At 54.8% G+C, this 12,921-nt stretch carries 10 protein-coding genes; 7 read left to right on the plus strand and 3 right to left on the minus strand.

Features of this window, described 5'->3' with window-relative positions; translation table 11 throughout:
- Positions 1-340: 340 nt before the first annotated feature.
- On the plus strand, positions 341-1,315 hold the full coding sequence (locus TH25_RS16200; protein WP_114089400.1) for a TRAP transporter substrate-binding protein: 975 nt from the start codon (positions 341-343) through the stop codon (positions 1,313-1,315).
- 50 nt (positions 1,316-1,365) lie between these two features.
- On the plus strand, positions 1,366-2,460 hold the full coding sequence (bglB, locus tag TH25_RS16205) for a beta-galactosidase BglB (protein ID WP_114089401.1): 1,095 nt from the start codon (positions 1,366-1,368) through the stop codon (positions 2,458-2,460).
- Between the two features lie 58 nt (positions 2,461-2,518).
- Here the strand turns inward: bglB and TH25_RS16210 are convergent, their stop codons facing one another.
- The 3 genes from TH25_RS16210 to TH25_RS16220 form a co-directional block, all read right to left on the minus strand.
- Complete coding sequence (locus TH25_RS16210) at positions 2,519-3,745, minus strand: serine hydrolase domain-containing protein (protein WP_220151424.1); 1,227 nt, start codon at positions 3,743-3,745, stop codon at positions 2,519-2,521.
- A gap of 70 nt (positions 3,746-3,815) precedes the next feature.
- Entirely contained in the window at positions 3,816-5,066 is a 1,251-nt protein-coding gene (locus TH25_RS16215) for a thiolase family protein (protein ID WP_114089402.1), read from the minus strand.
- 1 nt (position 5,067) lies between these two features.
- On the minus strand, positions 5,068-6,933 hold the full coding sequence (locus tag TH25_RS16220; protein ID WP_181847657.1) for a feruloyl-CoA synthase: 1,866 nt from the start codon (positions 6,931-6,933) through the stop codon (positions 5,068-5,070).
- A 378-nt stretch (positions 6,934-7,311) separates the two neighbouring features.
- Here TH25_RS16220 and TH25_RS16225 point away from each other — a divergent pair, with 378 nt between their 5' ends.
- The 5 genes from TH25_RS16225 (at position 7,312) to TH25_RS16245 (ending at position 12,920) form a co-directional block, all read left to right on the plus strand.
- The gene (locus tag TH25_RS16225; RefSeq protein WP_114089403.1) at positions 7,312-8,784 is read left to right on the plus strand and encodes a benzaldehyde dehydrogenase; all 1,473 of its coding nucleotides are present in this window, start codon (positions 7,312-7,314) and stop codon (positions 8,782-8,784) included.
- A 60-nt stretch (positions 8,785-8,844) separates the two neighbouring features.
- Positions 8,845-9,960, plus strand: coding sequence for an NAD(P)-dependent alcohol dehydrogenase (locus tag TH25_RS16230; RefSeq protein ID WP_114089404.1), 1,116 nt, complete (start codon positions 8,845-8,847; stop codon positions 9,958-9,960).
- 151 nt (positions 9,961-10,111) lie between these two features.
- Positions 10,112-10,876, plus strand: coding sequence for an SDR family NAD(P)-dependent oxidoreductase (locus TH25_RS16235; protein WP_114089405.1), 765 nt, complete (start codon positions 10,112-10,114; stop codon positions 10,874-10,876).
- Between the two features lie 40 nt (positions 10,877-10,916).
- Positions 10,917-11,696: a crotonase/enoyl-CoA hydratase family protein gene (locus tag TH25_RS16240; protein WP_114089406.1), complete on the plus strand. Its 780-nt coding sequence runs from the start codon at positions 10,917-10,919 to the stop codon at positions 11,694-11,696.
- 171 nt (positions 11,697-11,867) lie between these two features.
- A complete protein-coding gene (locus TH25_RS16245; protein ID WP_114089407.1) occupies positions 11,868-12,920 on the plus strand; it encodes a TRAP transporter substrate-binding protein in 1,053 nt (350 codons plus the stop codon).
- Position 12,921 lies beyond the last annotated feature (1 nt).

Below are 12,921 nucleotides of genomic sequence, written 5' to 3' on the forward strand. Positions count from 1 at the left end.
CATCTGCAATCTGAAAATTATTTTCATATGCTAACTGTCGAACCTGTCCGTATTCAAATCTCCCCCTGATTTCCTGTTTCACGCCAAACTAACGGATCGGTTCACCCTGACCGTTCCGGCAATGATGCCGAATCTTTGTCGCACGATAGGCCGCCAACGTCCCTTTCCCCGTACCGGCCCCTTCACAGCCAGCACAAACAGCACATCCAACAATGAAAATTTATTACATATAGCAATATTATTTTCACAATGACATTTTTCCTTACATGCCATCGAGCAAATCTGATGGCATTTTCGTCACCGCCTTAATAGCGGAAAGATGTCCCAAGGGAGGAAAATAATGAAATATCAGAAAATTGCCTTTGCTCTGGCAGCATTTGCAACACTTGCCGCCGGCCCGGTCGAGGCAAAAACCCGCCTGACACTTGCCAATTCACTGTCGGCCGACCATCCAACCAGCACCGCCCTGCAACAGTTTGCCGATGAAGTCAAAGAACGCACCAATGGCGAAGTCACGATCCGGCTCTATCTGAATGCCGTGCTGGGGTCAGAACGCGAAGTTCTTGAACAGCTTCAAAATGGTGCGGTTGACATGACCCGCGTCAGTGCGGGGAACCTTGAAAATTTTGATCCGATCTTCAAGGCCTTTACCCTGCCCTATATCTTCAAAAGCGAAGACCATTTCTATCGCGTCATGAACGGGCCGGTCGCCGATGAGGTATATAAAGCCACCAAGGATAGCGGCTTTGTCGGCCTGACCTTTTTTGACAGCGGGGCACGTTCCTTTTACACGGTCAAAACGCCGATCAACAAACCCGAGGACCTTTCGGGCCTTAAAATCCGGGTGCTGAATTCAAACAGCTCCATCCGCATGGTGGAAATGATGGGCGGCACACCGACCCCCATGCCCTATGCCGAAATTTACACCGCCCTGCAAATGGGTGTGATTGATGGTGCAGAAAACAATGTGACGGCACTGACCATCGGCCGTCACGGTGAAGTCGCCAAATTCTATTCGCAGGATGAACATCTGCGCATTCCCGACTTTCTGGTCATTTCCAATGCCGCGGTTAAAAAGCTGACCGACGAACAATATGCCATCGTCAAGGAAGCCGCCGTTCACGCAACCGAATCCTTCCGCGGGATCTGGGACAAGGCCATCACCGATGCCAAGACCGAGGCGGAAAATATGGGCGTCACTTTTGTCACCCCGGACCAGGCGCCTTTCCGCGAAAAGGTCATGCCGCTGCTTGATGAATATCGCGATGATCCGGATTTTGGCGGCCTTTTGAACCAGATCCTCGATACCGAATAATCTCCACGCCGCGCCGCATGATTCTCAAATAAAAACAGCGAGAGATAATAATGGGAACCGATACCCTCAGCCTTCGCGACGACCTGCAAAGCAAAATATCCCTGATCGTGACGGGCCTTCGCAACCTGCGTGATGAAGGACAGTTCAACGAACCGAACCTGGACGGAACCGCCGGGGATTATGTCAGTTTTGACAGTTGGGAATGGCCACAGGGTGTCGGGCTTTACGGGATTGCACAATTGTGGCTGCAAACCGGTGACGACCAGGCGCGGGAAATTCTGGAAAACTGGTATGAAAAGCAGCTAAAACAGGGGTTGCCGTCACAAAATGTGAATACGACCGCCCCCATGCTGGCTCTCTCCCTGCTTTGGCAGCAAACCCGGGACCCACGCTGGAAACCCGTACTCGATGACTGGGCCAACCGGTTGATCGAGGAAGCCCCGCGCACGGTTTCCGGCGGCTTTCAGCATGATGTATCCGACAAAATCAACAATGGTGAATTGTGGGACGATACCCTGTTCATGCTGGCCCTTTTTCTGGCGTCTTATGGTCAGGGGGCCGGGCGCCCGGAACTGGTGGATGAAGCAAAATTCCAGTTTCTGGTTCATACGCATTATCTGTGTGAACCTGAAACAGGATTGTGGTTTCACGGCTGGACCTTTGATGGCAACCACAACTTTGCCCGTGCCCGCTGGGCCCGGGGGAATTCCTGGATTTCAGCCGGTATCCTGGATTTGATCGACCTGGCAGAGCTTGACCCGGCAACCCGCCGGTTCCTGCTTTGGGTCGTCAAGGCACAACTGACGTCGCTTTTGGAATATCAATGTGAAAGCGGGGCCTGGCGCACCCTGGTGGATGATCCGTCCTCTTACGAGGAAATTTCGGCAACCTCGGCCATCGGTTATGCCCTGCTCAAGGGCTATCGCCTGGGTCTGGGCCCGGAAAGCTGGAAAGACGCCGGGGACAAAGCCCTTCAGGCCGTGTTGCGCAACATTGATGCTGATGGTGTTGTCCAGCAGGTGTCCTATGGCACCCGTATGGGGCACGACCTTCAATTCTATAAGGATATTCCGCTGCATCCAACGGGATATGGCCAGTCAATGGCGTTGCTGTGTCTGGTCGAGGCACTTAATCATATTAACTGATAAAGTTGGTTAATAGGGCAAAACGGGCTTGTCAGGGATCCCCCGACAAGCCCGTTTTTTATTTCGACAGCCGGTCTGCAATCTGGTTGAACAGGCCGATATTTTCGTCTTCCCGGCCTTCGGGCTCTGGCGTGTAGCTGGCCTTGACGATCACCATATTGTTCGCCGGATCAACATAAATGAACTGGTGAAACAGGCCAATCGCCGAATAGGCATCCGACCCCGGCAGGGTCCACCATTGATATTGATAGCCAAACGGTTCACCTTCTGCCGTTGGTTCATATCCTTCATCGGGCACGGTGGCCTCCTGCACCCAGTCAGCCGGGATAACCTGTTTGCCATTGGCCTTGCCGCCATTTAAAAACATCAGGCCAAAACGGGCATGGTCACGCGCGGTGGCGTTTAACCCGGCACCAAAAAACTCCCGCCCGACATTTTCCGGGCCGTCCATCACCCAATAGGCATCATTTTCCATACCCGCAGGTTGCCAGAGCTTTTTGGACATATATTCCGCCCCCGTCATGCCCACCACACGTTCGAGCACACAACCCAGCACGCTGGTATCCAGGGTGGCGTAATTAAAAACAGCGCCGGGCTTGTTGGGGCCGGGTTTGGACTGATTGGCGGCATAATCACACCAGCGATATTTATAACCAACCAGCGAATTGTCATGCACCTGTGTCAATTGCGTTTCGCTGCCGAATTTATAAATTTCCTGCCAATCCACGCCAGAGCGCATGCGCAGCAGATCACGGATTGTCGGCCCGTCATAGCCCGATCCCGCCATTTCGGGCAGGTAATCGGTTACTTTGTCATCCAGGCTTTTAATCAAACCGTCATGCAGCGCCAACCCGATCAGGGTGGAGACATAGGATTTGGCAACCGAAAAGGTCATGAAGCGGGTATCGGGCGTGCTGCCATTGCGATAGGTTTCATACACAATCGCCCCGTCCTTGACGACGACCAGCGCATTGGTCGAAATCGCTTCCAGATAATCTTCAAGGCTGACGGTTTTGCCATGCAGATTATAATCACCTTCCAGCGACACCGGCTTTTCCGGAAGCTGCCAAACATGATCCCCCGCCGCAACCGTACGGGTGGCAAACATCTGATTCATATGCTGAAAGGTCAGAAAATTCAGATCCGGCGAAAACATGTGCGCCCGGGCATTGATCATGGTTGGTGTCAGCCAGCGTGACGTTTGCTCGGCCGCAAAGCCCGGAACGGCACATGTGGCAATGGCACCGGCAAAGGCCGCCGCCCCCCATAAACGACGATGTAACACGATATTGGTCCTCCCGTTTTGGCATTCACGCCCGATCAACCGGACGCACCGCGATAGACAAAAACAAAAATCAGGTAAGCGCTGCCCGTTCGATCAGCACGGCAATGCCCTGGCCGCCACCAATGCAGGCCGATGCAATGCCAAAGCGCCCGTCACACTGATGCAGCGCGCGGGCCAGCGTGTTGGTAATGCGCACCCCCGTGGCAGCAAGCGGATGCCCAATGGCAATCGCCCCGCCATTGACATTGACCTTATCCTCGTCCAGTTCCAGTTCGCGAATGCAGGCGAGAATTTGCGCACCAAAGGCTTCGTTAATTTCAATCCGGTCGATTTGATCCAGCGTCATATCGGTATGGTCCAGCAGGGCGCGAATGGCCGGGACCGGGCCAATGCCCATAATGTCCGGTGGCACGCCCACCGATACACCGGCAATAATGCGCGCCTGCGGGGCAAGATTGTGGGCGCGGGCATAGGCCGCACTGCCCAGCACAACTGCCGCCGCGCCATCCACCACGGCGGACGAATTGCCCCCTGTTTGCACCCCGCCAAATGCCGGACGAATTTTTGCCAGAACCTCGTAGGCGGACGGTTTGATATGGGAATCTGCATCAACCTGCGCGATGTTGCGCGGCAGGCGTATTCCACGATCCGTAAAACCATCAATTGCAAATGTTTCTGTCGTCACCGGGGTAATTTCGCCCGGCAAAAACCCGGTGTCCCGGGCGCGCACGGCACGCGCAAAGCTGCGCGCGGCAAATTCATCCACCTGTTGCCGGGAAATATCGTATTGTTTCGCCAGATTTTCCGCCGTATCGCCCATCGTGCAATTAACCGCCGGGTCCAGCAGCGCCTCCCACAGGAAATCCTTGAATTCCACCTGCCCCATGCGAAATCCGCTGCGATGGGTATAGGCGGCAACGGGGTTGCGGCTCATGGATTCCGTGCCAACACACAGGGCCAATTGCCCGCGCCCCAGCGAAATATGGTCCGCTGCCTGCAAGATCACCTCGATCCCGGTGCCGCAAATGCGTTGCACCAAATGGGCGGGACGATCCACCGGAACACCGGCATAAAGCCCGATATGGCGCGGCGTCATATAGGCGTCAAACGATGCCTGGGCCATTGAACCCGCCACGGTAAAATCAATATCGGCGGCACGAACCCCCGCCTGTTCGATGGCGGCCCGTGCGGCCTTGATGCCAAGGTCAATTGGCGAAATTTTGCCAAAGGCACCGGTATAATCAACAAAGGGAGTTCGCTTGCCGCCCAACAGCCACACATCTTCAAATTCGGTGCGCAGTCCTTTCGTAATTCCGGTCATCTCAGTTTCCTTTCTGCGCAATCATGACGTGTTCTGGCACTGGCTCCCGGTACAGATCGGCAACCTTGTCGGCACGGCTGGTCAAAACGGCGCGTTGATTGATCGATCCTTTATCCGTGACTTCATGAGCATCAAGGTCCGGTGATCGATCCAGCAGAATGGCGCGGGCCACCAGTTGGGCACTGCCCGTCGCCTTTGACGCCAGTTCGTTCAGTTTTTGCTGGAAATGCGCCAAAACTAACGGATGGGTTGCGATATCGCGTTCGGATGCGCCATCTGGCAAATCGGGGCACAATTTGCGACAGGCGACAAAATCGGCAAACAGCAATGCACCGATATGATTTTCGTTCAGCCCGGTTAATACCGCGTCGCGCACATAGGGGGCAAATGTATCGGCAATATTGGCGCGAATGGCGGCAACATGCACCCAGGTACCGGTGGAAAGCTTGAAATCCTCGCACACCCGGCCGTCAAACAGAAAACCGCGTTCAATATTGTCGGGATCGACAAATTTCAACGCATCACCAATCAGATAATAACCCTCGTCATCAAAGGATTCCCGGGTTTTGTCGGGCTGTTTCCAATATCCCGGCGTGATACTGGGCCCGCGCAGGCGCACTTCAAGTTTTTCGCCATTGGGCACCAGTTTGACATCCAGCCCCACCGCCGGAAGGCCAACACTGGCCGCCTGATCGACCGCCCAGGTGGTGGTAAAGGCAAACGGGGCGGTTTCGGTGGAGCCATAACCCGTTACCATCACGATTTTTTCGCCGATGGTATCCAGGGCAATGCGTTCCAGATTGTCCCAAACATATTGCGACAAACCCGCCCCGGCATATTGCATCAGCTTAAGCCGCCGGAAAAACGAATCACGCAACACCGGATTTTCCTGCAAATGCTGCACCAGCATTTCAAACCCCTTGGGAACATTGAAATACATGGTCGGCGAAATTTCGCACAGATTGCGCACGGTTTCAAAAATGCCGTCCGGTGTCGGCTTGCCCTGATCAATATAAAAGCTGCCGCCATTATAAAGAGCGATGCCAAAATTATGATTACCACCCGCTGTATGGTTCCAGGGCAGCCAGTCCAGCATCACCGGGGGTTCATCCTGCAAAAAGGCCAGGGTGTGACGCAGCATCATCTGGTTAAAACAGATCATGCGTTGCGTGTTGATCACGGCCTTGGGCATTCCGGTAGAGCCCGATGTAAACAGAAACTTGGCAATGGTATCTTCGCCAACACGGGCATTGGCCTGGTCCACCGCATCCGTCACATCGGTGGCAAGCGCATTTGAAAAGGTATCGACCGCAAATTCCGCCACGCCGTTTTCGACCACCAGAACAGGTGTATGGGCAGGCACAACAGCCGATAATGCCTTGGCATATTTTGCCCCGTCCTCGACAAAAACCAGGCCCGGTTCCAGCAATTCGCACACATGGCGCAGCTTGGCAAAATCCTTCGAGATAAGGGAATAAGCCGGAGAAACCGGCGCATAGGGAATGCCGACATACATGGCAGCCAGCGCCAGCAATCCGTGCGCAAGACTGTTGCCCGACAGGATCAGAACCGGGCGATCCACCGACAGATCATGATTAAGCAAATATTGTGCAAGCTGGCGAACCTCCTGGCGGGTTTGGCGATAGGTCCGTGTTTGCCAAGCCCCGGATGAATCCCGGTCAGCCAAAAACACCTGATCGGGTGTGTGTTCGGCCCAATAATCCAGCTTGTCGGTTATGGCGCGCGGGTAGTCATCCGGTGTTTCACCCGAGCGCAGATAAATTGTGCCGTCGTCTCGCCTTGAAACCGAAACGCGGGTATCCCCCATGCGAACCGGACGCAATCCGGGTTCAGCAATCACAGGCATGATACGTATCCTCCGCTGATCATTTTTTATTTGTTATAATTAATAACAATAATGAATCATTACAGCAAGCAGAATCTTTCCGACCGGATCATCGCGGCCCAAACCAAAGGCTCACAGCGCATTCAAGCACTGCCAGAACGCAAAAATGATGTTGCCTAAAATCTATAACTATTATAATTTATAACAATATTGACGACCCCGGCATCATTGCCCGATCATAGACACACATATAAAGGTCACGCTTGTCACAAACGAGTGACAGCCTGTGAATCTGTCTTGTGTATCTGGATGTATCTGGCACCTCGCAATATCCGCGCACGCCACATGACAATAATGCCGAGAACAACCATAAACCGATAAAAATACCGGGAGGAAAACATGACCCCAAAAACCAAGAGCTTTATCACCCCTGAAAAATGGCAGGGCAAAGTGCTGTTTTCCGACTGGGAAGCGGCAGAGGGCGGTAAAATCGACGTGGCAAATCCGGCAAACGGGCAGACGATTGCATCGGTCGGATTTGGCATCAGCACCGACATCACACGCGCCGCAAAAGAAGCCTCTGTTGCGCAGCGGGCCTGGGCCAAAGAACAGCCTGAAACCCGCAAGGCAATCCTTGATAAAGCCGCAGACCTGCTTGAGGCAAATGCGGAAGAACTGATCCCTTGGATCATGCAGGATTCCGGCTCCACCCGTATTAAGGCGGGTATCGAGATCGAACATGGTGCGGCCTTTATCCGCCATGCCGCATCGCTTGCAACGCAGCCCATGACCATCCCGCTTCCGGATATGGAAGGTCGTCCCAATTACGCCCGGCGTGTACCGCATGGCGTGGTTGGCGTTATTTCACCTTTCAATTTCCCGCTGGTATTATCTGTCCGGGCGATTGCCCCCGCGCTGGCACTTGGCAATGCCGTTGTCCATAAACCCGACCCGCGCACGCCGATTTCCGGGGGCATCATCATTGCCCGAATTTTCGAGGAAGCCGGGCTGCCGCAGGGGTTGTTGCACATCATTCCCGGTGGTGCCTCGGCAGGTGAAGCCCTGTGCACCACCCCCGACATTGCAATGGTTTCCTTTACCGGGTCCGCCAATGCCGGGTCGAGGGTTGGCGAGCTGTGCGGAAAACATCTTAAAAAGGTTCAACTGGAGCTGGGCGGGAAAAACACCCTGATCATTCTCGATGACGCCGACATCGCCGTGGCGGCATCAAATGCCGCCTGGGGGGCCTTTTTACATCAGGGGCAAATCTGTATAGCAACAGGCCTTGTCCTGGCGCATGACAGTATCGCCGATGAAATTGCCAAAACCCTGGCAACCCGGGCGCAAAAACTTCCGGTCGGGGACCCCCTGTCCGACCAGGTCGCACTGGGGCCGATCATTTCGGATAACCAGATCAAAACCATACAGGACATTGTCAATGACGCCGTCAAAAAAGGTGCCCGCCTGCTGACTGGCGGAACCCCGACGGACCGGTTTTACCCGGCAACCGTGCTGGCAGGTGTAACCCCGGATATGCAGGCCTTTCACAAGGAAATCTTTGGTCCGGTGGCCTGCATTGCTTCCTTTGCGTCCGACGAACAGGCCGTCGAACTTGCCAATATGTCGGAATACGGGCTGGCGGCCGGTGTGATATCCGGGTCACGCGACCGCGCACTTGAAATTGGCGAACAGCTTAATGTCGGCCATCTCCATATCAATGACCAAACTGTCAATGCCGGGCCATTTGCGCCCTTTGGCGGGCGCGGCAAGTCGGGCAATGGCACACGCATCGGCGGACCGGCCGACATTGCGGAATTTACCCAATGGCTGTGGGTATCGGTACAGGATGAAGCCACGGCCTATCCTTTTTGAGCACCCTTGTTAACCGCACATTACAACAGGCCACAGATAAAAACATTCGGGAGAAAACACATGGAAATCCAGGCAGCTGTCGCACGCGAAAAAGGCGGCGACTTTTCAATTGAAACACTGGAAATCGAGGCCCCGCAAGCAGGCGAAATCCTGGTGCAGGTCGTTGCAACCGGCGTATGCCATACGGATCTGGCGGTTCGGGACGGACATTTGCCCACCCCCCTGCCTGTCGTCCTGGGCCATGAGGGGGCCGGTATTGTGAGCCGGGTTGGCGCGGGTGTAACCAAGGTTGCACCTGGCGACCATGTGGTGATGACATTTAATTTCTGCGGGCACTGTCCAAGCTGCGAAGATAATGCCCCATCCTATTGTTATGAATTCTTCCCGCGCAATTTCTTTGCCACCCGGCCCGATGGCTCCACAGCACTTTCCAATGAAGCAGGCAGCATTCATGCCAATTTCTTCGGGCAATCATCCTTTGCGACCTATGCCATTTGTCATGAACGCAATATTGTCAAAGTCAGCGACAAAGCCCCGCTGAAGTTGCTCGGCCCGCTTGCCTGCGGCGTGCAAACCGGTGCCGGTGCGGTAATGAATGCCCTGAAAGTGGGTGCAGGCAAATCCTTTGCCGTTTTTGGCACCGGGTCGGTCGGGCTTTCGGCGATCATGGCGGCAAAGGTGGCCCATGCGAAAACCATTATCGCCATCGATACAAATGACCAACGGCTTGATATTGCCAGGGAACTGGGTGCCTCCCACACCATCAACCCGGAAAAAACCGATACACGCGATGCCATTATGGCAACCCTGGAACATGGTGTTGATTTCGCCCTGGATACCACCGGCATCCCGGCGGTGATCCGCACCGCTGTTGAAAGCCTGGCGCCACGCGGCACATGTGGCATTTTGGGGGCGTCGGGACCAGATGCCGAGATTGTTCTGAATGAAACGCATTTAATGAGCGCAGGGCGCAAACTTGTCGGTATTGTCGAAGGTGATTCCTGCCCCGACAGCTTCATTCCCCACTTGATTGACCTTTATCTTCAGGGAAAATTCCCCTTCGACAAGCTGGTGACTTTCTATCCCTTCGCGCAAATCAACAATGCGGTCAGGGATTCCGCAACCGGCACAACCATCAAACCCGTCGTTCTGATGGATCATGGCACGCAACCCTGATTCGGACACGGGCCAAGGCCAGGACCCGGCAAAACATCAGGCGTTATCAAAGGGAAAGATGGCCGATCAGGGGTGTCTTTCCCGGCTTGACCGGGCCAATGTAATGTGTAAATATAATTGTTATAAAAAATAACTATTTTCGGGTAGGAAAATGCACCTGGATCAGATCTCAGCCGTTGTCACGGGTGGTGGCAGTGGCCTTGGGGCGGCAACCGCCCGCAAATTTGCCGCATCGGGCGCAAAGGTTGCGGTATTGGACCGCAACGGGGAAACCGCAAACCGCATTGCCAACGACATTGACGGTATTGCCATTACCGTTGATATGGCAGACCCGCAGTCGGTCGCAGCCGCCTTCACCACCATCCGGAATAAAATCGGCATTCCGCGTATCCTTGTTAATTGTGCAGGGATCGGTACCGCAAGCCGCATTTTGCCGCGCAGTGGTGACTTGCCGATTGAGGGTTTCATCAAAACACTCAACATCAATCTTACCGGCAGTTTTGTCGCCATGAGCCACGCCGCCAAATTAATGGCAGAGGCCGCCCCCCTGAATGAGGATGGCGAGCGCGGTGTGATCATCAATACATCGTCAGTGGGCTATGAGGACGGGCAAATCGGCCAATGCGCCTATGCGGCATCGAAAGGCGGCATTGCGGCAATGACCCTGCCGGCCGCGCGCGAACTGGCCCGCATTGGCGTTCGGGTTGTTGCCATTGCGCCCGGCCTGTTTGCCACCGCCATGACCGATACCCTGCCCGACGAAGCCCGCGCGGCCATTGCGGCCAATATTCCGTTCCCCAAACGGTTGGGTCATGCCAGCGAATATGCCGATCTGGCCTGCCACATTGTTGAAAACACCATGCTGAATGGCACCGTCATTCGTCTTGACGGGGCCGTGCGCCTTCAGGCGCGATAAATTACCCGAACAATGACAGCTTTACGTAAGGAAAAAGAACATGACAAATGGCGCGAATGACGTATTGGACGTGACAATCGATGGCACGGTTGCGCGTTTGACCATCACGCGGCCAGACAAGCGTAACGCCGTCAGTGACACGCTTATGGATGCGCTGGGTGCCTTTTTTGCCAATCCGCCCGAGGATGTCCGGATCGTTATTTTAAGCGGTGAAGGCGAGCATTTTTCGGCGGGTCTGGACCTTTCGGAACATGTGGCGCGCGATGCCGCCCAAACCATGCGCCATTCGCGCAACTGGCACCGCATCATGGATATGATCCAGTTTGGCGGCCTTCCGGTGATTTCGGTTCTGAAGGGGGCTGTGATTGGCGGCGGGCTGGAACTGGCAGCAGCAACGCATATTCGCATTGCCGACCCAAGCACCTTTTATCAATTGCCCGAGGGACGGCGCGGCATTTTTGTTGGCGGCGGCGCATCGGTGCGAATTGGCAAAATCCTGGGCGCGGACCGGATGATCGAAATGATGCTGACCGGGCGCAAATACACTGCCGAAGATGGCCTGCGGCTGGGTCTGTCGCATTATGTTTGCGACAGTGCGGCTGAGGCCGAAGCAAAGGCAAACGAACTGGCCGCCAAAGTTGCCGACAACGCCCAGCTTTCAAATTACATTATGATCCAGGCCCTGGCCCGGATCGAGGATATGGCAAAGGCGGACGGCCTGTTTACCGAAAGCCTGTGTGCGGCCCTGACCCAAACCAGTGATGATGCACAGGAAGGTTTAAACGCCTTTTTGGAAAAACGGGCGCCAAACTTTAAATAACCGGTTAAATAACCCGTTCGTTCATCCGCAACAACAAAGCCGCGATAGGACGGCCAACGGCAAAAAACCATAAAAAAACGGGCAAAAGCCGTGTCAAGCGGCTGCCCTGATATTCAGGAAGGAACATGGCATCCGGGCATAACCGGGGCCTTCATCGTGAGGAGATGTTCAATGTCGGGATTTTCGATTAACCGCCGCCAAATGCTGGGCCTGATGGGCGGGGCGCTGGCGGCACCTGCCATCATTGGCAAGGCCAAAGCCGCCGAAGTCACGTTAAGACTGCATCATTTTCTGCCGCCCGTCGCCCCGATGCACAAGGCATTTTTTGAACCCTGGGCAAAGGAAATCCGCGAACAGTCGGACGGGCGGATCGATATTCAGATCTTTCCCGCCATGCAGCTGGGGGGCAAGCCATCGCAAATTGCCGATCAGGTTGCCAATAATGTTGTCGATATTGGCTGGACGCTAACGGTTTATACGCCGGGGCGTTATCCGGTTGCCGAAACCGCAAGCCTGCCTTTCATGATCACCAATGCCGAGGCAACTTCGGTTGCCATGCACAAATTCATGGATGAATTTGGCCAGGATGAATATCGCGGCATGAAGCCGCTGGCGTTCCATGTTCATGCCAGTGGCAAATTCCATATGCGCGACAAGGCCATTGAAAAACAGGCCGATCTGGAAGGACTGCAAATTCGCGCCCCCAATCAGAGCTTTGGCCGCGCCCTTTCCATTCTGGGGGCGGAACCGGTCTTTTTCCCGGTTACGGAAATGGCGGTTGGCCTTGCCAACGGGGTGATTGATGGCACCTGCCTGCCCTATGAAGTTGTGCCCGCCTTCAAACTGCATGAACTGACATCGGTACATTGCAGCACCCCGGCAAATGCCCGCGGCCTGTATGCCAATTCCTTTGCCCTTTTGATGGCAGGCGATGCCTATGACGGTTTACCTGACGATCTCAAGGCGATCATGGATGCCAATTCGGGCCTTGAACTGTCACGCCGGATCGGCAAACAGTTTGATACCTTCGAGGAAGTCGGCCGTAAAATGTGCGCGGAACATGGCAACAAATTTGTTGAAATTCCCAAGGCGGAAGTGGACCGCTGGCAGGCTGCCAGCCAGCCGGTGATTGATGACTGGATTGAAACGCTGAATGATGCCGGGCATGACGGCAAGGCCATGATTGACCGCCTGAACCAGCTTATTGATGCCGAGACCGCCTGAA

The sequence above is a fragment of the Thalassospira profundimaris genome (genome assembly GCF_003326755.1).
GTDB classification, from domain to species: domain Bacteria; phylum Pseudomonadota; class Alphaproteobacteria; order Rhodospirillales; family Thalassospiraceae; genus Thalassospira; species Thalassospira profundimaris_B.

Bases quoted from the DNA above. Each gene is read 5' to 3' on its own strand.
- TH25_RS16200 (WP_114089400.1), top strand. From the start codon at position 341: ATGAAATATCAGAAAATTGCCTTTGCTCTGGCAGCATTTGCAACACTT.
- TH25_RS16230 (WP_114089404.1), top strand. From the start codon at position 8,845: ATGGAAATCCAGGCAGCTGTCGCACGCGAAAAAGGCGGCGACTTTTCA.
- bglB (WP_114089401.1), top strand. From the start codon at position 1,366: ATGGGAACCGATACCCTCAGCCTTCGCGACGACCTGCAAAGCAAAATA.
- TH25_RS16245 (WP_114089407.1), top strand. From the start codon at position 11,868: ATGTCGGGATTTTCGATTAACCGCCGCCAAATGCTGGGCCTGATGGGC.
- TH25_RS16215 (WP_114089402.1), bottom strand. From the start codon at position 5,066: ATGACCGGAATTACGAAAGGACTGCGCACCGAATTTGAAGATGTGTGG.
- TH25_RS16235 (WP_114089405.1), top strand. From the start codon at position 10,112: ATGCACCTGGATCAGATCTCAGCCGTTGTCACGGGTGGTGGCAGTGGC.
- TH25_RS16225 (WP_114089403.1), top strand. From the start codon at position 7,312: ATGACCCCAAAAACCAAGAGCTTTATCACCCCTGAAAAATGGCAGGGC.
- TH25_RS16240 (WP_114089406.1), top strand. From the start codon at position 10,917: ATGACAAATGGCGCGAATGACGTATTGGACGTGACAATCGATGGCACG.
- TH25_RS16220 (WP_181847657.1), bottom strand. From the start codon at position 6,933: ATGCCTGTGATTGCTGAACCCGGATTGCGTCCGGTTCGCATGGGGGAT.